Genomic DNA, 21,909 nt, shown 5'->3' with positions numbered 1-21,909 from the left:
GTTTTCAAAACCTGCCGGGTCTTTGTTTTAGCTAACATTTACAGGTTAGCTAACTTTTCCTAAGAAAAACTTTGGAAAAGTTTTTCTTAGGAAAAGTCTTGTTGTATAAAGGCGCTTCTTTTAACTTAATAGGTCAATGTGCTAGAAAACTAGAACTTATGGAGCTAGGTCAATCTTATCATGTTTATAATCATGCGATTGGATCCGAGAATATTTTTCGGGAGCAGGAAAATTATCGCTACTTTTTGCACCAGTATAAAAAGTATCTTGGAGGATATGTGGATACGTATGCTTATTGTTTGATGCCGAATCATTTTCATTTCCTGATTCGAGTACGGGAAGACCTGGCAGGTTTTGAAAACCTGCCAGGTCTTTCTCCTGCCAAACTCGGTCATGCTTCTAAAAATCCTGTAATTAAAGCTTTCAGTGATTTTTTTAACTCGTATTCAAAGGCTTTCAATAGGAGATTTGAAAGAAGAGGGAGTCTTTTTTTAGAGCCTTTCAAACGCATCCCCATCTTAACAGAATCTCAATGGCAAGAAACGTTTTTATACATCCACTTAAATCCTGTCAAACACAATTTTGTTAAAAAACATGAAGACTGGAAATGGTCTAGTTGGGAAGCTTATGGGAACTTAGGCATGCTTTCTTCGCTGGATAGGAACTACTATTTGAATTTTTTTGATAATTGGAGTCATGTATCGGAAATGATGGAAGCGAAAAAAGAATGGCTGATGAGTGCGGATATGGAGGGGTAGTCTGTTAAATTGTGATTAGTGGAAGACCTGGCAGGTTTTCAAAACCTGCCAGGTCTCGTTCCAGCTAATTTTTCCAAAGTTCTAAAACTTTGGAAAAGTTTTTTTACTCCTATTTTATCCTAATTCGTAATCGAAATATTACCGGAAGAGATCGAGCCTCTTACTTCGGCGTCTGAGCCATTGTTGATGATCATATTCTTTCCGCCTCTTGATCCACCGATGGTGATATTTCCAGAGCTGGCGCGCATATTGAAGTTAAAATCTTGAAGATTGGAATAGGTTTGAATAGTAAAGTTTCCTGATGTTCCCGAGATACGGGTATCTGGGCTCAATCCTACTTTGGATGCTCTCAAATTCCCGGAAGTCAAATACATATCTCCCAAATTCGAAACGTTTTCAACTTGTGCATTTCCTGAAGTTAAGCGAAGATTGACACGTCCATTTACCTCTTTGATTGTAATTCCCCCACTGGAAGAAGCATATTCAACATCACCTACTACATCTGTGATTTTTGCATTTCCAGAACTTACTTTTCCAGAAATATTCCCATTGACTTTTTCTAAACTGATGCTGCCGGAACTAGCTGTCGCCAAGAGATTTCCTTGAATATTTTTGGCTTTGATGGAGCCTGAACTTACGTTGAGTCTTGTTTCGTCAGAATTGATGTTTTCTGCTTTAATCGAGCCAGATCCTCCACTCATTTCAACAATCATATCATTCGGGCCAGTTATGCGGATATACCCTTTTGTACGGTTATTGTTCCAATTGCTTGATTCCATTTTATGGGAGATTTTAAGCACGTTTCCCACACTTACAAACACGATGTCCTGATTGTAGTTATTGGACTCAAGGAAGGCATCAACCTTAACTGCCGTGGACTGACCTCCTATATATTCAATTTCCAGCGCTCCCCCCGAGACCTCTACTTTTTGGATGTTGTTGAATGTTTTTTGGACATCTACTAATGTTTTCACTTGCCCAAAACCTGTGGTTATTATGCTTAGAAAAACTAAGCTGAGCATACCTATTTTAATAAATTTGATCATGATTGTATTGGTTTAGAGAATGATACCGAAACTGATGGTTTGTACTTGTGGACCCTTGTTCTGTTGGAAATATTCATTGAGGTCATAATTGACAAATAAATCAACTTTTCCTACCCCAACTTCACCTCGAACTCCGTATCGGAAGTCATTGGCAAACATATTTACTCGTTGGAATTCCTTGTTTCTACGGTTGTCTTCATCCCTATAGACGAATTTGCCACGTCCACCCAAGCGCATCCCCGCATAAGGGCCTATGCCGATTCTAAAGTTCTCACTTTTACTATGAAAGTAACTCATCAAGGTCAGGTTTGCATACGAAGCTGAAATCTTTGACTTGGTACCTCCTCCTGACTGAAATTCTTCAAATACGATTCCATTAGGACTCCTCAATGCTTGTAGATTCCGATCTTCGAATTTGAAATTATACCAGTTGACTCCTAACATGGGTTTGATGGAGAAATGATTACCGAATTTTCTTCGAACACCATAGTTGATTCCAAAAGCCCAGCTACCCCATGGTTTTACTTGTGGGAGCGTGTTACTATCTACCCACTGATTGATGCCAAGGTCAAAATTGAGGGAAGAATCAATTTTTTTTCGTTTTTTATCTTGGTAGTAAACAACGTCTTTATCGATTGTTTGAAAAGAAAAAGAACCATCCTCGTATTTGGTGTAGTCCCATTGGCTACCGAATACTTTATATTCTTTTTGCTTTAGAATCTTTTTGGAGCTCAAAGAATCAGTTTCTTGGGCAGAGACTATCCCCGCCCAAGAAATGAAACACAATAGGAGTAGTAAATAGTTGGTTTTAATAAAGTTCATAGTGTAGGTTGATTAAAAGACTATACCGAATGTAATGGGGTGCAATTCTGGTCCTGCTCCATTTTGGAATAGGGTATTGAGGTCATAAGTTGAGAAGAATTTCAAGCGACCTACACCAACTTCTCCCCGAACACCATATCTGAAGTTGTTAAGATAGATTCCTGTTGGAAGGTGCTCTTTTCTACGTCCTCCGCCATCTAAAGGTCTGTACACATATTTGCTTCTGCCTCCTAAGCGGTAGCCAGCATAGGGACCTACAGCTACATTGATTCCTCTTTTTCCATTGTCATTCATTTTACCAAAATCCAAGCGGAACAAACTTTGAGCAGTCAGATACGAGGCAGAAATCTTACTTTTGAAACCGGCTACATCCGTGCGCTGAATAAAATCAATTTCTCCATCACCTCTTACTGCTTGGAAGTCTCGATTTTCAAACTTGAAATTGTACCACTGTACACCTAAGCCTAAATCCCAATAAAAGCCTTTCGTGATTCGTTGAGAGGCCATCCAATTGAGGCCCACGTTCCAGCTACCCCATCCACGGACTGCGTATGGTGAAGAGGAGCTCGGAAAACTTCCTTCTGAATTCAAATAACTGTTGATTCCCAAATCTAAGTTGAAATAGGTGCGAAATGGGGGGTCTGATTTTTTACGGGTACCAGTCTCAACTTTTACTTTGGTTTCCGGGCCTCGTTCGTCTACACTGATGCGGATTCCTCCTACATTGACTTCTGTTTCCATTCCATTTTCCGAAACTCGGACCACTTCTTTGGTGCCTTTCTTGTTTTGAATTTCAACTACTACCAATTCTCCGGTTTTTTCATCGACAGCCAGGTCTAGTTCAGAGATGATTTGGTTGACATTCATCTTTTTGAGGCGCTCAAAATCTTCTTTATTATCCACGATCACCATGATTTTTCCGGACTTTCCAAATTCCACGATGATAGTGTCTTGGGGTGCTGTAAATTCCTCAGAGAAGTGCATAAGATTCTCCGACGTATTCCCAAAGGCCATTTTTACCAAGGCCATCAAGCAAATCGCTAAGATATATTTTTTCATGTGTTGATGATTTTCAGTTTGTGTTGGTTTATTTTCTTTTTGGGCTGTTGAGGGCAAACAGGTTGGATTTGGCATCCTGCAGGTCTGCAAATCCACGGCTGATAAATCCTCCGATTTTATCTACTTTGGTTTCTAATTCATCGATTAAGTTGTCCTTAGGAGCTTCTGCTTTTATTCCAGAGGAACGGATGGTTACTGTATAGGAAGGTTCCTCTTCGATTGCATAGGTCATTGTTGGATCTACAAATGCAATCGTCTGATCCAATGTTAATTCAGGGAGTTTTAATTCAGGAAGGCTGATAAATAGTTCTTCTTCCACTTCCCGCTGTGCGATGGTTTCAGCGATAGTCTCAATTGTAGGAACTGTCTCTTTTACTATTTGCTGTTTGGATGCTGTAGGTGTTTTATCAGATCTAATTTGTGAAGTTGGCTCTGAAGATGTTGGAGAAATATTAGCAGGAGCTTCAGTGGAATCGACGCTTGATTCATCCTTGTTGATCACTTCTTCCAATTGTTGAGAGACCAGATTTTCTTCTACCAAGTTACCATCCAAAGACCCTTGTCTCAGCAAAAGGTAACCTATGCCCATAAGCAGCATCAAAGAAGCGGCTACATACCATCCGACAAATACTTTTCTCCTGGGCTTTCCTAGTCCATCTTCAATTCGTTCCCAAGCGAGTTGGGAAGGGCGCTCGGTATGATTTTCAAGTTTTTGCTTGAAATATGTGTCCAATTGATGTTGTTCATTAGCCATTGATGCTCCTTTCTTTCAGTTGTTGTCCGGCAATTTTTTCTTTCAATACTCCTCTCGCCCTGTTTAATTGGGACTTTGAGGTGGATTCTGTAATTCCCAAAAGGGCTGCAATTTCCTGATGAGAATATCCTTCGATCGCATATAAGTTGAAAACGGTTCGATAGCCTACCGGAAGTTCGGCAATCAGTCCCATTAAGTCAGCTGCTTCCAAGTGGGAGAGTTCGTAACCATTGTTTTCCAAGGGCCATGATTCATCTACCAATACTTCCATATTCAGGTGCTTATTGGAACGAAGTTTTAAGAGAGCCTGAGTGACCATGATTTTCTTCATCCAACCCTCAAAACTTCCTTTATTTTCAAACTGATGTAGTCTTTCGAAAATCTTCATAAATCCTTCTACCAATACATCTTCTGCGATAAACTTGTCTTTAGTGTAGCGCAGACATATTGCAAAGAACTTGGAAGAGTAGCGCTCATACAGGACTCGCTGCGCCTTCTTGTCGCCATTTTGGCAACCTTTAAGGAGTTCGTCTTCTGTATGGTAGCTTTTTCGAAAAAACATAGTGGTTTGCGTTCAAATAGGTAGATACAGATGTGGGAAAGAAGGTTGCATGGGAATGTTAAAAATTCTCAAATTATTTTTCAATTTAAGTTAAAATACTTTAAATCAGTCGGATAGATTTGTTTTTTGTTTTCATCTACGCCGAACAAATTTGTATGCAAGCGGACGTAAGGCAGGATCACACTCACAAATATGTGAGCTTTTTCCAAAGAATTCGTGAATATAAATTTTAAACAGTATATTTAGTCGGTTTAGAACTTGAGATGTTATGAAGTGTAATTTTGCTCCGGTCTTTTTGATTGTTTTTGTATTGGTATTTTTTACATCAGGATGTAAGGAATTTGAAAATAATAACTTTAGCTCATTTATCGGGGTGATTGTAGATGAGGAGGGGAGGCCTGTAGCGGGGTTAGATTTGTTGTTTGTGGCAGAACCTCAGTGGTGGAACCTGGATGCTGAGGTTACCTTTGACAGAATTATTTATCAACAACAAACCAATAACTTGGGAGAATTTAGATTTGTAGTTCCAAGGAATAATCTCAATGAAAGGTATGGGATAGGCGTAGAGGAACCAAATCTATTGGTGTTTGAGCGTTTTGATGGGGAAGTAGCTGCAACCATTGTTCCTCTAAATACTGATCAAAGAGACGGAGACGGAGTGATTCAGGTAGGTTTGATTCAATTACGAAGGCCATGAATCGTATTTCGGGAATATTATTTGGCTTATGCTTGGCTGTTTCTTCACTATCTGCACAAGATTTGAAGGAGCATAAGAAGGGCTCTCCTTTGTTGTTTGGATTTGGCGTGGAAGGTACCTACAGAAATTTTTTGAGCGGAAGCTATTTGGCAGATGCCTATCAAATCAATCCTGGCTATCAATTTAACATGACGTTTCGTTTTGAAGGCTATCCGGGAGTCGGCCTATACGCAGGTGCTCAAGGAGCTCGAATTTTGGATAATCAGTTTCTTGGAGGCTTTTTTGAGCGCACTCGCTTTAGAGACTCTGGTATATTCATTTTCTATGATATTCCAATTGTTGAAAAATTTCAAATTCGAACAGATATAGGATATGGATCTCTGGTGGTGGTACACGGTGAAAGTCCTCGACGCTTTCTGTTGAATTATCAACACTTTTATGGGAATATTGGATTCAAATACCAGTTGTTTAAAGAGCCTGAAGTTCATAGAGTTTATCTTACGGGAGCGATTGGTTCAGGATTCTTTCGGGGAAATCAGCTTGTGATCAACCCATTTGACAGACCTTACTTAGAGCGCTCAACGGATTTTAGAGGTAGCATTGGAATATTAGTGGAGTTTTACTGAGTGCATTACTTATTAATTTAGGGAATACCTTATCGAATCAATCCATTTATTTTCTTTTCAACCCGTTTGGTGGGTTTATATATGCCATTCACTATTTAGGAGAGCAACAAAGATTTCTTCAATTTGACCTTGTAGTACTTATATCAGTTGGGCTGTTCTGGCTTTTGACTGATCTTAAAAATTGGCATAGAGGATTGGAAGCTACACCTGAGGCAGCTTCCAACCATTGTGATAATCAGCCTTGATTAATGCATTCGCTTCGGAATTGGTGAATAAGGATTTTTCTTTGTCCCAGTAGATTTTCTGACCAGTCTTAAAGGCAATGTTGCCCATGTGTGCATTGATGGCAGCGACACTTCCAGTTTGCACTCCACAGTTGAGAAGATCTGCATTATTTTCTTTGATCGCCTGCACAAAGTTTTCCATATGTTGATCCAAAGCACTGCCTTGTGGCCTAACTTTTTCCATGGCTTCGATTCTTGGTTTTCCACTGTCTTTTTCAGCAATCACTTCCCAACCGCCTCTGTTGACCACGAGTGTGGCATTGTTGCCAATAAAGGCAATACCTTCTCCATAGCCATAGTTTCCTCCGTCAATGCCTGTGGCGTGTTCCCATAAAAGATTGAAACCATCGTATTCATAGACTGCCTGCAAGGTATCGGGAGTTTCGGATGCATCGTCAGGATAGGCTAGTTTGCCACCAGAAGCCATGACTGATTTTGGTGCAGAAGCGCCCATTGCAAACAATGCAATATCGAGTTCATGAACGCCCCAATCTGTCATTAGTCCACCTGCATAGTCCCAAAACCAGCGGAAATTAAAATGAAAGCGATTCTCATTGAAAGCACGTTTTGGTGCGGGTCCAAGCCACATATTATAATCTACTCCTGAGGGGATAGGGCTGTCATTTTTTACAGGAACAGGCTTCATCCAGCCTTGGTAAGCCCAGCATTTGACGAGTCGGATATTGCCGAGTTGCCCAGATTTGACAAAATCAATGGCTTGACTGTATTGGGAACCACTCCGTTGCCATTGGCCTACTTGTACCAGTTTGCCATATTTCTCTGTCGCTTTGACCATCAATTGACATTCTTCTATGGAATTGGCTAGTGGCTTTTCTACATAGGCATGTTTGCCTGCATCCAATGCATCGATCAGATTCAAGCAATGCCAATGGTCGGGTGTTCCGATAACTACGACGTCTATGTCTTTACTTTCCAACATTTTTCGGTAATCGCCATAAAGCGTTGGCTTTTTTCCTCTTGCTTTGACTACATCTTCTGAGCGTTGTGCCAGCACTTGTTGATCAATATCAGCTAGTGCAATGCAATTGACCGCTGGATTCTTTAACAGCGCACTCATATTGGACCAACCCATTCCTTTGCATCCAATGACTCCTACATTGAGTTGATCGCTGGCGGGCACACGACCATAGGTTTTGAAAAATTCGTCTGCGGTTACTAAGCTAGGCATACTCAGACCTGCGGTTGCCAATAAGGTGTTTTGTAAAAATCTTCTTCTGGAATTCATGGGTTTAATGGTTAGGTTACTGGAGTAGTTCAATACACAAGCTCTTTTCTTTCAGGGGAAAGTGAAGTGTTAAATATACACTTTTGCTTACAAGAAGAAAAAAACTCATCGGATTTTTGAGTTCAGATGAGTTTTTCTTAACATGAATTTGTTTTTATTTACAAGAATTTATCCACCGTTTCTCGGATTTTTCCAGAAGGTCTGTCCGCGGATGGATCAATTACTTTCCCATCCTTATCTAATAGCAGAAATCTTGGTATGGCATTGACCATAAAGTGTTGAGCGATATCGGATTTCCATGCATTGTCAGCAAACCATTGTAAACCTTCCATGTTCTTGGCTTTGACCATTTTTTCCCATGGTTCTTTCATGTTGTCTATGGAAACGGTTAAAAAAGCAATTGGCTTGTCTTTGTATTCCTCTTTCATTTTATCCCAATGCGGGTGTTCCGCGATGCAAGGTCCGCACCAAGTAGCCCAAATATCAATATACACAAGGTTTCCTTTGAGATCACTTAATTTGACTGATTCACCTTTGATAGTGACAAAATTGAAGTCAGGAACTTCCTTACCAGGCATAATCGGTTCCCATTTTTGTTTGATTTCATTGAGTTTGGCTTGAAGCTTGGGACTTTTATTTTCTGCTTCTACAAAAATGCTGTCTCCGGGGCTTAAAAAAAGAGAAAAACCTTCTTTTCCTGCACTGACATAGTAATATTCAGACTCTTCAGCGTCAAATCGTATGTTGAAACTCCCATCCTCTGAGAGCGAAGTAGTGGCAATTTCCTGTTCCAATTAGATTGTGATGTCTTTGGTGTCAGAGTTTAGCAATTTGCCAGAAATGATGACCGTTGGATTGAATTGTTCGGGCTGACTGCAACTTAATATCACAAGTGTCGCCAAAAGAATTAGTAAAGATGATTGTCTCATGGTGAAGGTTTCATGTTTTAGGACCGTAAAATTTAGGTATTTTTTAAAACTTTAGTAAATCCTCATCCATCATCTCTGGAAATGTCACTATCAAGTTAGGGGTTCTTTTCATTTCTCGTTTGATGGCGAATAAAGCCTACTTATTTCTAGCTTGGACCCTGCTATAAAATGAGTTTTTTGGTGTTGAAATCAATAAGTTAACAGGTTAGTTCTTTGATTTATTACCTTGAAATTTTGCTTTTTACCAAAAAAAATTCTTTACAATCCAAGATTTCTTCTATTTAAGTCTCTTGCGGCATGATGTACCGTAATAATATCTACTCTACTTTTATCAATTATTTTGTATATGATTAGGTAGCTTCCCTCGGTTAACAATCTTATGTTTTCATCATTTAAAAAGTCTAATTTTTGTCCTGAATAGGGGTTTGTTTTTAAAATAGTAGGTTTACTTCTCAGTCGATGAACCTGAAGCCTTGCATAGTTGATAGAATCTTTTTTTATATAATCGGCTATTTCTTTTAAATCAGCGACCGCTTGGTCAGTCCAGTTTATTCGAACCATCTATCTATTTTTTTATCCAAGTCTGTCTCTGTTATAATCTTATTTTCTTCAGAATCCTTTAAGCCTTTTTCGACTTTTTGAATAAAAATCAATTGTTGCACGAGCTCATCTAATGAAAACTCTTCAGGAAGTTTTTCCAATTGTTTCTTTACTTGCGATTTTGTTAACATGGGTATAGTTTTTAGGTAATTTAGGCATTTTTTAAAACTCTAACAAATCCTCATCTACTATCTCAGGAAGCGTGACTTTCAATCCGGGAGTTCTTTCCATTTCTCGTTTGATGGCAAACAAAGCTTCCTCATTTCTCGCCCAAGCCCTGCGGGAAATGCCGTTGTTGACATCATAAAAGAGCATGGATTGTAATCTGCGATTGGCTTCTTCGCTGCCATCGAGTAACATGCCAAAACCACCATTGATCACTTCTCCCCAGCCTACGCCGCCTCCGTTGTGGATGGAAACCCAAGTGGCACCTCGAAAACTATCCCCAATTACATTGTGAATGGCCATATCTGCGGTAAATTTACTGCCATCATAAATATTGCTGGTTTCACGGAAAGGGGAATCTGTACCGCTGACATCGTGATGGTCCCTTCCCAAAACGACAGGTGCAAAGAGTTCTCCGGAAGCAACAGACTTATTGAAGGCTTCTGCAATTTTGATACGTCCTTCGGCATCTGCGTAGAGAATACGGGCTTGTGAACCCACTACCAATTTGTTTTTCCCTGCTTCTTCAATCCATTGGATATTGTCCTGCATCTGTTGTTGGATTTCGGTAGGGGCTGAAGCTTTAATCTCTCTCATGACTTCCAGTGCAATCTGATCGGTTTTTTCCAGGTCTTCCGCTTTGCCAGAAGTACATACCCATCTGAACGGGCCAAAACCATAATCAAAACACATAGGGCCCAAAATGTCCTGCACATAGGAAGGATAGCGGAAATCAATGCCATTTTCAGCCATCACATCTGCTCCTGCACGGGATGCTTCCAAGAGAAAGGCATTGCCATAGTCGAAAAAGTAAGTCCCTTTGGCGACATGCTTGTTGACCGCGGCGGCATGACGGCGGAGGGAATCCTGTACCTTGCTTTTGAATAGTTCCGGGTCAGAGGCCATGAGCTCATTGGCTTCCTCAAAACTCAAACCCACGGGATAATACCCGCCCGCCCATGGATTGTGCAGGGAGGTCTGATCAGAGCCGAGTTCTACAGTGATATTTTCCTCGTCAAACTTCTCCCACACATCCACTATATTGCCCAAGTAAGCAATCGAAACTACCTCTTGATTCTCTTGGGCTTTTCTTACTCTTGATACCAATGTATCTAAGTTCTCGACCAACTCGTCCACCCAGCCTTGTTCATGTCTTTTTTGAGCTGCTTTGGGGTTCACTTCTGCACAGACTGTGATACAGCCTGCTATATTTCCTGCCTTCGGTTGAGCACCTGACATGCCTCCGAGCCCAGCTGTTAAGAAAACCTTTCCTTTGGGATTGATAGCCGCGCCCAGTTTTTTTCTGAACGCATTCATGACTGTGATGGTGGTGCCGTGAACAATTCCCTGAGGGCCAATGTACATATACGAACCCGCAGTCATCTGCCCATATTGAGTTACGCCAAGTGCATTGTATTTTTCCCAATCATCTGGTTTGGAATAATTAGGAATCATCATGCCATTGGTGACGACTACTCGGGGAGCATCTTTGGAAGAAGGAAACAATCCCATAGGATGACCGGAATACATGTGGAGGGTTTGCTCGTCCGTCATTTCGGATAAGTACTGCATGGTGAGTAGGTATTGAGCCCAGTTTTGGAAGACAGCACCGTTTCCACCATAAGTAATTAGTTCCTGAGGATGTTGTGCCACAGCCGGATCCAGGTTATTTTGGATCATCAGCATAATGGCTGCTGCCTGTTGGCTTTTGGCGGGGTACTCCGAAATAGGCCTAGCATACATCTCATAGTCAGGCATAAATCGGTACATGTATATCCTTCCGTACTCCTGTAACTCTTCAAAAAACTCCTTCGCCAATTCCGCATGCCAAGCCTTTGGGAAATATCTCAGGGCATTTCGTACCGCCAACTTTTTTTCCTCCGCAGTCAAGATATCCTTCCGCTTGGGTGCATGGGAATAGTGAAGGTCAGGACTTTTTTTAGGAGGAAGGGTGGAGGGGATGCCTTGGGTTATGGATGCTTGGAAATTCATGGATAGTTACTGGGTTATTTTGATAGGTGGTTTTTGGGTATTTACTAACTGATATTAGCTGCGCGATATTGGATATTTACTTTGTGATATTAGTTGATACTTTGAGATATTAGCTATGCGATATTGGATATTTACTTTGTGATATTGAAGGATATTTTTTGATATTGGCTTTGCGATATTTTTGGATACCAAAAGGAAATATTTTCTGTTTTTCTAGATTGATAATATTTTTTTATTTGAATTAAGACTTCATTTGGGGAATTCAATATCCATCAATATCCAATATCTACTAATATCTAATTTACACTATCTATAAATTTATAATAATCAACAAATTAAATTTCAACTCCACCCTTAAACACCCTCATCGGTTTCAACCTCCCCTGCATATACGTAATCTCTCGATAATCCGCTGTGGGGAAAAGGATAATGTCGGCTAACATTCCAGGATTCAATTGTCCCCGGTCGTGGAGGTTGAGGGCGGCGGCGGCTCTTGTGGTGATGCCGGCGAGGACTTCTGCATTGCTGAGTTTCTCGAAGGTGCCTAAAACAGACGCCTGCATCAACAAATCACCCATAGGGGCCGAACCGGGATTCCAGTCGGAGGCGATGGCCAAGGAGGCACCAGCATCGAGAAGTTTTCGTGCAGGAGTGTAGGCTACTCCTAAACCCATAGATGCTCCCGGGAGGGCTACTGCAATGGTGTTTGAATTTGCCAATAACTCGATCTCTTTGTCAGTGCTCGCTTCCAGATGGTCGGCTGAGATGGCGCCGAAGTCTACTGCCACCTGCGAACCGCCTGCATGAAACTGATCAGCATGTACGGTGATATCAAAACCCATTTTTTTGGCCTTTTGGAAATAGGATTGGATGTCTTCGGAAGTGAATGCGGTATCTTCAATAAAGGCATCGATGCGATTGGACAACCCTTCTTCTTGGAGCATAGGGAAGAGTTGTTCTGTAATGGTTTTCAGATAATCCCGATGAGTTCCCTCAAAATCTCTCGGTTTGATATGGGCAGCCAGACAGGTTGCAATTAAATCAGCCGAAGTACTTTCCTTTGCTTGTTGGATTGCACGAAGCATTTTGAGTTCCTCTGCGATGGAAAGCCCGTAGCCACTTTTTACTTCGATCGTGGTGATGCCGTCTTTCAAATGTCTATTTGCTCGCTGTATCGTTAGCTGAACCAATTTCTCCAGCTTGGCTTTCCTTGTTTGGGTGACCGTATCCCAGATGCCACCGCCGGATTTGGCGATTTCTAAGTAGGATTTGCCTGCATTTCGCATGGCATAGTCTTGAGCTCGTGAACCTGCAAAACAAATATGCGTATGGCAATCGATCATTCCTGGCAAGGCCACGAAGTCACCTTTCAGGCTGAGCATTTCTGCGCCAATAGACTGTGCTTCGGGATAGAGGTCCCAGTAGTTGCTAATTTGATGGATTCGGTCGTTTTTGATAAGAATTCCAGCTTCGGAGATGATGTCCAATTGATCATCTTTCAGGGCTCCCTTTAGAGGAAGACCTGCCATGGTGACAGCTTGGCGGATAGGGCCTATGAGGGTATGTTTGATGGTTTGCATGTCTGTTATTTATGTTGCCACAAACCTGCCTGACGGCAGACAGGGGCACGAAAGCACTAAGTTTTTTTGCCACGAACCTGCCTGACGGCAGGCAGGGGCACGAAGATACAAAGCTTTGGTTTTTGGTTCGCAAAGCCGGAAAGTCGCAGTCTTTAGGCTCCTATTGTTCGCTTCTTGATTTCACGCAACGAGCGCTAAGGTAGTGCGCCAAGAACGCGGAGAGCTTGTCCACGAATTACACTAATTTTCACAAATTGTCAATGTAAAAAACAGTTTTACCTTTTGTTCCTAATTTCAAGCATTTCATCTTTCAAATCTTATTTATAATGTAATTATTCCTTTGTGTCTTAGGGCCCCTGTCTTCTGCCAGGCAGGTTGGTGGCTCTAGTACAAAAGTACCCAAATCACCTCATAATCTTCTATACCAATTTATTCAATAATTGATAACCTAGAGTAATTTTTAAAAATCAGTGATAGCAAGTAAATGGTTATTTTGATTTGGAATTTTACGATATCCGATAATTGGGAAGGTTGTCGATATATTTGAAAAAAAATATCGTTTAGCCGAATTGCATTTCAACTTTTTCCCTAAACTCATAAAAAAAGTTTGTTATTTTGTAAAAAATATGTTTATGTACTAATTATATGGTTTATTGGGAGGTTTTAACTAATTTTTAAAAGATTATTTTGAAATTCAATTAATAAAAAAATCGGGAAACTTTTTTCAATTATCCAATACCTTGAATTTCCGTCTAGATAATGTTTTTCTTTGAAAAATAATACTTAAGGTTTAATTTGGTCACGAGTGCCATAAAAATATCAAGTTTCTTTTATGTTGGAATACTTCAAAATTGAATGTTTATCTTTATCGAGAAAAATAAAAGAAAATGGCTATCCATTATTTTTAAGTATTATATTCTATTTGTTTATTTTTATTTTAGCCTCCTACGCAGTTTTTGAAAAATTTTATTTCCCTCAATATATCTTCTTAGGAGGGATTTTTTTTGTATTGGGAATGAGGTTTAATAAAGAAAAAAGATTTTTTTTAACATACATAAATGGAGAAAAGACTAGCCGATTGATTAGTGTCATTGAAAATATTATTGTTATTGCTCCTTTTGCTTTAGTTTTATTCTTCTATGGTTATATAGTTGAGATTATACTAGCATTTCTTATTGCAATTTTCATCGGTCTAAAAAAGTCTGAAACGTTTTTCAAAAATGCAATTCCAACACCATTTTTCAATTTTCCTTTTGAATTTCAAATTGGTTTTAGGAAGTATTTTATTTTTATACTATTGGCTTACCTTATAATTCTATTCAGAGCTGATGAAATTAAATATGAAGCAGAATTATCATCCTTTCTTGGATTATTTGCAATCATCTCTACTTTTTATTCTTCAAATATTGAAGACCCTACGTATTTAATAATTAACAAAAGAAATGCTCATGAGTTTTTACTTCAAAAATTACTGACATCTTTTTTACTTACTAATCTTCTTGTTTTCCCGATGCTTTCAATACTGATTTTCAAAGCAACCTTTAGTTTGAATGAATTAGGGTTATTTTATGCTCAAGGGAATTTATTTATTTTGTTCGTTATTTTGGCAAAATACAGTGTTTTTCCCAATAGAATTAGCCTTGCAGAAGGAACAGTGGTAGCGGTGTCAATTATTTTATTACCAATTTTTCTGATTACATTTCCTCGATTTTATTTTAAAGCATATAGAAACCTAAATCAATTTCTATCTAATGATTGTACTCGAAAGTCTATTTAAAAAATATAACGATAAAGTAATATTGAATAGCGTTTCTTGGAACTTTGGTTTGGGGAAAATTCATGGAATTATTGGCGCAAATGGAGTCGGAAAATCCACACTTTTTAAATGCATGGTCGGTCTAGAGGATTTTGAAGGGAATATTTTTTATCACGAGAATATTGCTAGAAAAAAAATTGCCTATTTACCAACAGAACCGTTTTTCTTTGAACGAATTACTGGGAATGAATACTTAAAATTTATTGCTCAATCCAGAAAAATACCTGCCCAAAATTTGGAGGAATTTAATGTTTTCGATTTGCCTTTGGATCAATATGCATCTTCATATTCGACAGGCATGAAGAAAAAGTTAGCATTAATGGGTTTGTTGATGGATGACTTTGATGTTTATATTTTAGATGAACCCTTTAATGGGGTAGATATTGAAAGCAATATATTAATTGAAGGAATTATTGAAACTCTTAGTGAAAACAACAAGACTATCTTTTTATCATCCCACATTATTTCCATATTAACTGAAATTTGTCAAGAAATTCATGTACTCAATGATGGGAAATTTGAAAAGACTGTCATTAAATCTGATTTCAATGAATTTCAAATTCAAATGAAAGATCAGATAAAAAATGAAGGAATGAAAAGGTTGGGGTTGTTCGTTAAGTGATAAAAATCAGTTTTTTTAAATAAATTTTCATGATTGAATAGCTTTCAGAGCGTTTTTAGTCTGAAGTTATTAACACCAATCTAGTCCAAGTCACCGCTTCACTCAAGACTTGAACTAATACCTGTCAAACTCCGCCGACCATTGTGTCTCCAATTCCAACCCTTCCTTCCCAGCAACTTCTCTCGCTAGGTTAAGCAATTCTCCACTTCGGATGATTTCAATAGCTGTTTCCATATCCTCGTACATGATTTGATCTTCGGTGACGTGGTTGATTTTTGTTCGTACATGTTCGTAAAGGGCGGTCATTATTTTTCCAGACTTCAAAGGCGCATGGAAATCCACAGCTTGGGCGGCACAGAAGAGTTCTACCCCAAGGATTTTCTCCACATTTTCGATCACTTGTAGTGCCTTTCTTGCTCCAATACTCCCCATACTCACATGGTCTTCTTGGCCCAATGATGTTGGGATGCTGTCAGCGGACGAGGGAAAGCATAGTCCTTTATTTTCACTAGCTAAAGCAGCTGTAGTGTATTGAGGGATCATAAATCCTGAGTTCAGGCCAGTTTCTTTGAGTAGCAATTTGGGTACTCCAGGGGTGTCACCTTCCAAGGAAAGGTAAATCCTACGGTCGGAGATATTGCCGATTTCGGATGCAGCCAAACAAGCATAATCCAAAGGCATGGCGATGGGTTGCCCGTGGAAATTTCCTCCGCTAATCGTATGGGTTTCATCAAAAACGACTGGGTTGTCGGTTACGGAATTGATCTCCGTTTCCAGCATATGCTTTAAATGCAGCCAAGCATTGCGGGAAGCACCGTGCACCTGAGGCATGCAGCGTAAGGAATAAGGATCCTGTACCCGTGCGCAAGTGGCGTGAGAATGCACGATTTCGGACTCGTGAAGCAGGTTCAAAATCGTCTGAGCCACATGTTGGTTGCCTGCGTAGGGTCGGAGTTGATGGAGTTCGGCAGAAAAAGGCTTGATCGAACCCAATAACCCTTCCAGCATCATGGCTCCCGTGATATCTGCATGGGCGAGTATGTTGTAAAACCTTTCTAGTACCTTCACACCAAACGCGGCGATAAATTGTGTGCCGTTGATCAGGCCAAGACCTTCTTTTGGTCCGAGGTGTATGGGCGTGAGGTTATGCTCTTGGAGAACTTCTGCTGTTGGGAGTATATTGCCATCTACATGCACTTTGCCCAATCCGATCAGTGGTAGAAATAAATGGGAGAGGGGAGCGAGGTCGCCTGATGCACCTACCGAACCTTGTTTGGGTACGACTGGGATGATATTGTTTTCAATATGCCAGAGAATCCTGTCCAAGGTCTGTTCTTGGATACCGGAGAAGCCTTTAGCTAGTGCATGCAGCTTGAGGATAAGCATCAACTTTGCAATCTCCACAGGAATGGGTTCGCCCACACCCACAGCATGGCTTTTGAGGAGGTTTTCCTGGAGTTTACGGGTCTGATCAGGTGAAATCAACGTGGTGCATAATGGTCCAAAGCCTGTATTGATGCCGTAGACAGGTTTGCCGTTGGCGACGATTTTTTCGACAGCTAAGGCACTTGCCTGTACTTTCTCTCTTGTCTCAGGGGTAAGGATGCCATCAATTTTCCCATCGGCGATGCCGAGGGCGATGGAGGCGGTGAGGTGTTGTTGGCCGTATTGGAAGATTGTTGTCATCAGATTCGAATCTATTGGATTAAAATTTCTTTGCGTTCGTTGCGAGAACTTTCTTTTTGTTTCACGCAACGGACGCAACGTTGATTCGCAGCGAACGCAACGGTAGAATATATTCTTCTTTCCATAATCAAAGGTAGCTGTCATCTATGATAATTATAAATACCAATATTATCAATGATTGATTACTTTGGGTTATTAAAATAAACGTTTATTTTGCCACTTCTAATTGATTGCTGGTCTTCTTAAGATTAAATTGCAATATCATTTTTTGGAAATGATACTGGATGTTTTCTAACCCAATTCTGTACTCATTATGGACAAATCAAAAGATTTAATCATTCAAGAGAGAATTGCTCAAGCTATCTATGTAGTCAGAAATCAAAAAGTAATGATGGATAGTGACTTGGCTGAAATGTACGGAGTTGAGACTAAAGTGCTCAATCAAGCCGTGAAGAGGAATTTGGATCGCTTTCCGGAAGATTTCATGTTTCAACTTTCTGATGAGGAGTGGGAGAATTTAAGGGGAATGATAGAGGAAAGAAATGAAGATGATTCTTTAAGGTCACAAATTGTGACCTTAAAGAATGAGCGTGGCAGACATAGAAAGTATCTTCCTTATGTATTTACCGAACAGGGAGTGGCCATGCTTTCTTCGGTATTAAATAGTAAAACAGCAATTCAGGTAAATATTTCCATTATGCGTGTTTTTGTCAAGATGCGTGCATGGGCCTCAAATTATGAAGGATTGGTAAAAAGAATTGAGGAGCTAAGTCAAAATCAAAGTGAGCATAATGAACATATTAGAAACATTTACCAGATTATTGAAGAGTTGGTAAGGCCATCCTTTACAGAACGGCAAGCAATTGGATTTAAGAAAACCTAGGTTAGGTGTAGAACAAATATCAAATAATATCCTAATATCAATTAATATCTTTCAAATCTAAAATCTTTGATTGCTCTATGAATACAATCGAATGAACATAGAATTAAGACACCTTGAATACTTCCGTGCCGTCGCCGAAGAACTCAACTTTGGCCGGGCAGCGGAGCGCTTATTTATCTCTCAGCCAGGACTCAGCCGTCAGATCAAACAGATGGAGGAGAAATTGGGAGTTCAACTCTTTGAGCGGACTAAGCGGAAAGTTGCGCTGACTGCGGCAGGCCTATTCCTTAAAGCCGAGGTAGACTATATCTTCAATCATCTCGAACTCACCAAAACCCAACTTAAGGAGATTGCCACGGGCAATATTGGAGAGTTGAGGGTTGGTTTTTTGGGGTCGGCGGCGCATACTGTATTGCCAGAACTACTGGTAAAGATCAGCCAAAGTTACTCCAGAATCCAAACCTCCTTGGAAGAACTCAGCAATGCCATGCAAATCGAAATGTTGGAAAAGGATAAGTTGGACTTAGGCTTTGTACGATTGGCAAGGGTTCCGGATTCCCTTCAAATGAAATTGGTTCATCAGGATACTTTTTCGGTAGTACTGCCTAAGGACCATCCGATGTCTAGTGATGATTTTAAACATGTTGGGCAATTGAAAGATGAGAACTTCATACTCTTTTCACAAGACTATTCTTCCATCTATTATGATAAGATCATGTCTATTTGTGAGGATAGGGGTTTTTCTCCCAAGATCACCCATAAGTCTGTCCATGCCCTGACCATTTTCAAATTGGTGGAGGCAGGCTTGGGATTGGCTATCGTGCCGACTTCTTTGAAGCAGGGCTATGATTTGAAGGTAAGGTTTATTGAATTGGATAAGATCAAGCAAAAAACGGAGTTATATGCGGTCTGGAAGAAGGGGAATAGGAATCCGGCGGTATCCAGGGTTTTGGATTTTATTTGAATGAAAAAATGATATTGATAGCTAATAGCTTTGCGATTATGGATATTGATTGAAATATGCTTCACGAAAAATGGTATAGATAAAATTGAATACAGAAATTGTACTCAGAAACCTAAAATGATTTGCTGGTTGAAATGAGATTGATCATTTAACCATTTGTATGGATCTTTCTACCCATAACTTTTTTTGTTCTGAAGTTATTGACTTGTGAAAAATGGCAAGGTAAAACCTTTTCTTATTTAGCCAACTGTAAAATTAGTGCTACTTATTTTTGTTATACGATAAATCATCGTATTTTTGTAAAAACTTGTAATTATGAAAGTTACAGCAATAATTTCTAAAGAATTGATTGAAGAAGCCATGGAGCTTTCTAAGGCTGATACGATCACAGAGACGTTGAAGGTAGCTTTGGTTTCTTACATCCGCTCTCAAAAAGTCAAGCAAATTGGAGCTTCTATTGTGAATGAGCCTTTAGAGTTTAAGTATTCTGCTCAAGAATTAAGGGATCTCAATCGCCGATGAAAGGAGTGGTATTTGATGCTGTGATTTTTCATGCAGTAGCCAAAAATGAGTTGAAGCTTTGGACCTTGGATAAGAAATTAAGAAGGGTGATGGGGTATGAGTTGCTTTTTTAGCTGTTTTTTGTGATAACGGAAGTATGTTAGGATAAGATGGATAAGCCCGGATTGAAAAAAGAATCCTTATTTGTGTTATAACATGTTATTACTTTTTGCGTAAATTTGGGAATGGAAACTAAAATCAGAAAAATAGGCAACAGTAGTGGGGTTATTTTGCCTAAAGCATTGATTGACAAATATGCGCTTGCCGAGGTGGTAATTGAAGATCATGGAGATGGTATCATGATTAGACCAGCTACTAAGTCCATATTTCAATTAAAAATGGAGGAAGCCCGAAAAAACAAAAAGGAAATCTATTCAACCATGGAAAAAGAAGCCTCAGATCCTAATACTAGAGCGTATTATAAGCAAGAAGTTGAGGAACTGGGAGATATCGATACTGAAATCATAGACACATGAAAAATGGAGAAGTGTGGCTGGTGAATTTTGAACCACAAGTAGGCCAAGAAATCAAAAAGACTAGGCCTGCAATCATTGTAAATGCTGATTCCCTGGGGATGTTACCTTTGAAAATTGTTGTTCCATTGACGGATGGGCTTAAGGAGCAAAAGAGTTGGATGGTTCGCCTAAATCCTAATCATTTCAATGGATTATCAAAAGCCTCTTTTGCTGATTGTTTTCAAGTAAAGAGTTTGTCTGAAAAAAGGTTTGTAAAGAAAATTGGACTACTCACTGAACTTGAATTAGCCGAAGTCAAGGTTTGTCTGGCGAAAGTTATGGGGTTGATTTAGCTTATTGAAATTTTTTTTGTCCAGTTAAAGTAGGCTAAGAAAAAAACATCAAATTTTCCTCAGTCCACAGATTTTTCAGATTGGCGCAGATTTTTTCATCATTCCACATTCCTAATTCTTCATTCTAAATTCATCCCTCATCCCTCATCCCTCATCCTTCCTCCTTTCTCGTATCTCGCTTCTAAAATCTCGCATCTAAACCAAATGCCGTCCAAATGTCGGGTGAAATCCTCCTGTTTTTCGGGCTATATTTGTAGAAATCAATCCAACTTGCGATGGTCAAACAACATATAATTCAAATGAAACAACCGCAATTAGGTCAAAAAATCCAAGAGTGGAGAAAGGCCAAAGGATTGACCCAAGAAGAATTGGTGGAGCGATGCAATATCAATGTGCGTACTATCCAACGAATAGAAGCAGGAGAGGTGACTCCGAGGTCCTACACTGTCAAAGCAATATTGGAAGCATTGGGTATTGAAAATGAGGATCATCTTTCTTTGAAGAATACACATGAAAGCATTCAGTTTTCTCCTCAACTACAGAAAACGTTTTTGATAGCTGCTATTTCAGGCTCCATTTATTTCCTGATTTCATTTTTGGAATTTTACTGGGATGGGGCGTTGGCATTTCAGTCAAGTTTGGAAATTCCTTCCTATTATATCCCTTTAAAAGTTGCCGTCTTAATTACCTTTTCTTTCTTCTTTTGGGGTTGGTTGAAGTTTGGGGAAACACTCAATTCTGGGTGGATTCGATGGGGAGCACTTTTGTTGATTTTAGTCAATATTGCAATCATAGCGATGGATATCAGCTTGGTTGAGAATACACAAACTGATTATAAATTTACTGGATTCGTAAAACTATTTTCTTTTGGTTTTTCGCTAATACCCATCTCTATAGGATTGATTTTGAATAAAGAGCAAATGGGGGTTCTTTTTCTTATTGCGGGGATCGCCGGACTGCTCGCATCATTAGCCTTGATGACCATCATCTTTGCAGTAGTAGGATTAATCATAATTACCGTATTTGATGTATTACTTATTTACATCTTATTTTCAACGGCATTTCAAAAAGAGGATAGACCCATCTAAGGTACTCACTGTTCATTGTAATTATTTGAGATTTTAGAAGGTAGATTTAAGATTTGATTATGTTAAGTGCGTTCACGGCTCACTACTCTTTGTTCACTATTCCTTTCCCTCTTCCAATGCCGGGGATTAAAATCCTCGGCAATTGATAGGCGTATTCTTTAGAAATTCGAATGATTTCAAATTAAAACCCTAATTCAAGTCGTGGGTTAAAACCCACAGACGAGTGTTGTGATACATTCTTCATTCCTTGCTTCGACAAGCTCAGCACAAGCATTTCTAATTTTCATTGTTCACTGCTCATTGTTCACTGCTCCATTCCTCTTCCAATGCCGGGGATTAAAATCCACGGCAATTGATTGGT

At 39.6% G+C, this 21,909-nt stretch carries 24 protein-coding genes; 11 read left to right on the top strand and 13 right to left on the bottom strand.

All coding sequences use genetic code 11. From position 1 onward, the window contains the following. Positions 1-158: 158 nt before the first annotated feature. Complete coding sequence (locus ACXIUD_RS05805; RefSeq protein WP_458051678.1) at positions 159-758, top strand: transposase; 600 nt, start codon at positions 159-161, stop codon at positions 756-758. A 119-nt stretch (positions 759-877) separates the two neighbouring features. On the opposite strand, the gene ACXIUD_RS05800 is transcribed toward ACXIUD_RS05805, so the two are convergent. From ACXIUD_RS05800 to ACXIUD_RS05780, 5 genes are read right to left on the bottom strand one after another with little or no spacing between them, the layout of a single operon-like run. Then, on the bottom strand, positions 878-1,804 hold the full coding sequence (locus ACXIUD_RS05800; RefSeq protein ID WP_458051677.1) for a DUF4097 family beta strand repeat-containing protein: 927 nt from the start codon (positions 1,802-1,804) through the stop codon (positions 878-880). 12 nt (positions 1,805-1,816) lie between these two features. Beyond that, a complete protein-coding gene (locus ACXIUD_RS05795) occupies positions 1,817-2,626 on the bottom strand; it encodes an outer membrane beta-barrel protein (protein ID WP_458051676.1) in 810 nt (269 codons plus the stop codon). Positions 2,627-2,638: 12 nt separating this feature from the next. Then, the gene (locus ACXIUD_RS05790; RefSeq protein ID WP_458051675.1) at positions 2,639-3,685 is read right to left on the bottom strand and encodes a hypothetical protein; all 1,047 of its coding nucleotides are present in this window, start codon (positions 3,683-3,685) and stop codon (positions 2,639-2,641) included. 28 nt (positions 3,686-3,713) lie between these two features. Next, positions 3,714-4,439 (bottom strand): hypothetical protein, encoded by a 726-nt coding sequence (locus ACXIUD_RS05785; protein ID WP_458051674.1) that lies wholly within the window; start codon positions 4,437-4,439, stop codon positions 3,714-3,716. Beyond that, on the bottom strand, positions 4,432-5,001 hold the full coding sequence (locus ACXIUD_RS05780; protein ID WP_458051673.1) for an RNA polymerase sigma factor: 570 nt from the start codon (positions 4,999-5,001) through the stop codon (positions 4,432-4,434). The genes ACXIUD_RS05785 and ACXIUD_RS05780 overlap by 8 nt, the downstream gene beginning before the upstream one ends. Positions 5,002-5,269: 268 nt before the next feature. Here ACXIUD_RS05780 and ACXIUD_RS05775 point away from each other — a divergent pair, with 268 nt between their 5' ends. Together ACXIUD_RS05775 and ACXIUD_RS05770 are read left to right on the top strand one after the other, a co-directional pair. Continuing rightward, entirely contained in the window at positions 5,270-5,698 is a 429-nt protein-coding gene (locus tag ACXIUD_RS05775; RefSeq protein WP_458051672.1) for a hypothetical protein, read from the top strand. After that, complete coding sequence (locus tag ACXIUD_RS05770) at positions 5,695-6,324, top strand: hypothetical protein (RefSeq protein WP_458051671.1); 630 nt, start codon at positions 5,695-5,697, stop codon at positions 6,322-6,324. The genes ACXIUD_RS05775 and ACXIUD_RS05770 overlap by 4 nt, the downstream gene beginning before the upstream one ends. A gap of 201 nt (positions 6,325-6,525) precedes the next feature. Here the strand turns inward: ACXIUD_RS05770 and ACXIUD_RS05765 are convergent, their stop codons facing one another. The 7 genes from ACXIUD_RS05765 to hutI form a co-directional block, all read right to left on the bottom strand. Continuing rightward, positions 6,526-7,854 carry a Gfo/Idh/MocA family protein gene (locus tag ACXIUD_RS05765; protein ID WP_458051670.1) on the bottom strand — a complete coding sequence of 443 codons (1,329 nt, stop codon included), beginning with the start codon at positions 7,852-7,854 and terminating at the stop codon, positions 6,526-6,528. Between the two features lie 158 nt (positions 7,855-8,012). Beyond that, complete coding sequence (locus ACXIUD_RS05760) at positions 8,013-8,648, bottom strand: TlpA family protein disulfide reductase (RefSeq protein ID WP_458051669.1); 636 nt, start codon at positions 8,646-8,648, stop codon at positions 8,013-8,015. Further along, on the bottom strand, positions 8,649-8,783 hold the full coding sequence (locus ACXIUD_RS05755; protein WP_458051668.1) for a hypothetical protein: 135 nt from the start codon (positions 8,781-8,783) through the stop codon (positions 8,649-8,651). Positions 8,784-9,041: 258 nt separating this feature from the next. After that, the gene (locus ACXIUD_RS05750) at positions 9,042-9,344 is read right to left on the bottom strand and encodes a type II toxin-antitoxin system RelE/ParE family toxin (protein ID WP_458051667.1); all 303 of its coding nucleotides are present in this window, start codon (positions 9,342-9,344) and stop codon (positions 9,042-9,044) included. Then, positions 9,332-9,514, bottom strand: coding sequence for a hypothetical protein (locus ACXIUD_RS05745; RefSeq protein ID WP_458051666.1), 183 nt, complete (start codon positions 9,512-9,514; stop codon positions 9,332-9,334). The genes ACXIUD_RS05750 and ACXIUD_RS05745 overlap by 13 nt, the downstream gene beginning before the upstream one ends. 31 nt (positions 9,515-9,545) lie before the next feature. Beyond that, positions 9,546-11,540 carry a urocanate hydratase gene (locus ACXIUD_RS05740; protein ID WP_458051665.1) on the bottom strand — a complete coding sequence of 665 codons (1,995 nt, stop codon included), beginning with the start codon at positions 11,538-11,540 and terminating at the stop codon, positions 9,546-9,548. A gap of 335 nt (positions 11,541-11,875) precedes the next feature. Next, the gene (hutI, locus tag ACXIUD_RS05735) at positions 11,876-13,120 is read right to left on the bottom strand and encodes an imidazolonepropionase (protein WP_458051664.1); all 1,245 of its coding nucleotides are present in this window, start codon (positions 13,118-13,120) and stop codon (positions 11,876-11,878) included. An 832-nt stretch (positions 13,121-13,952) separates the two neighbouring features. On the opposite strand from hutI, the gene ACXIUD_RS05730 reads away from it, so the two are divergent. Both ACXIUD_RS05730 and ACXIUD_RS05725 read left to right on the top strand, forming a co-directional pair. Further along, entirely contained in the window at positions 13,953-14,897 is a 945-nt protein-coding gene (locus ACXIUD_RS05730; protein WP_458051663.1) for a hypothetical protein, read from the top strand. Further along, positions 14,872-15,558: an ATP-binding cassette domain-containing protein gene (locus ACXIUD_RS05725; RefSeq protein WP_458051662.1), complete on the top strand. Its 687-nt coding sequence runs from the start codon at positions 14,872-14,874 to the stop codon at positions 15,556-15,558. The genes ACXIUD_RS05730 and ACXIUD_RS05725 overlap by 26 nt, the downstream gene beginning before the upstream one ends. Before the next feature lie 114 nt (positions 15,559-15,672). Here ACXIUD_RS05725 and hutH read toward each other — a convergent pair whose 3' ends face one another. Then, a complete protein-coding gene (gene hutH / locus ACXIUD_RS05720; RefSeq protein ID WP_458051661.1) occupies positions 15,673-17,244 on the bottom strand; it encodes a histidine ammonia-lyase in 1,572 nt (523 codons plus the stop codon). Between the two features lie 313 nt (positions 17,245-17,557). Here hutH and ACXIUD_RS05715 point away from each other — a divergent pair, with 313 nt between their 5' ends. The 6 genes from ACXIUD_RS05715 (at position 17,558) to ACXIUD_RS05690 (ending at position 21,548) form a co-directional block, all read left to right on the top strand. Next, the gene (locus ACXIUD_RS05715; RefSeq protein ID WP_458051660.1) at positions 17,558-18,127 is read left to right on the top strand and encodes an ORF6N domain-containing protein; all 570 of its coding nucleotides are present in this window, start codon (positions 17,558-17,560) and stop codon (positions 18,125-18,127) included. Between the two features lie 91 nt (positions 18,128-18,218). After that, on the top strand, positions 18,219-19,091 hold the full coding sequence (locus tag ACXIUD_RS05710; protein ID WP_458051659.1) for a LysR family transcriptional regulator: 873 nt from the start codon (positions 18,219-18,221) through the stop codon (positions 19,089-19,091). A gap of 315 nt (positions 19,092-19,406) precedes the next feature. Continuing rightward, entirely contained in the window at positions 19,407-19,613 is a 207-nt protein-coding gene (locus tag ACXIUD_RS05705; RefSeq protein WP_458051658.1) for a type II toxin-antitoxin system VapB family antitoxin, read from the top strand. A 224-nt stretch (positions 19,614-19,837) separates the two neighbouring features. Then, positions 19,838-20,128 carry an AbrB/MazE/SpoVT family DNA-binding domain-containing protein gene (locus tag ACXIUD_RS05700; protein ID WP_458051657.1) on the top strand — a complete coding sequence of 97 codons (291 nt, stop codon included), beginning with the start codon at positions 19,838-19,840 and terminating at the stop codon, positions 20,126-20,128. Beyond that, the gene (locus ACXIUD_RS05695; RefSeq protein WP_458051656.1) at positions 20,125-20,460 is read left to right on the top strand and encodes a type II toxin-antitoxin system PemK/MazF family toxin; all 336 of its coding nucleotides are present in this window, start codon (positions 20,125-20,127) and stop codon (positions 20,458-20,460) included. The genes ACXIUD_RS05700 and ACXIUD_RS05695 overlap by 4 nt, the downstream gene beginning before the upstream one ends. 299 nt (positions 20,461-20,759) lie before the next feature. Then, positions 20,760-21,548: a helix-turn-helix domain-containing protein gene (locus ACXIUD_RS05690; protein WP_458051655.1), complete on the top strand. Its 789-nt coding sequence runs from the start codon at positions 20,760-20,762 to the stop codon at positions 21,546-21,548. Positions 21,549-21,909 lie beyond the last annotated feature (361 nt).

It is taken from the genome of Mongoliitalea sp. (genome assembly GCF_054166905.1).
This window is presented reverse-complemented; position numbering and strand designations above follow the sequence as displayed.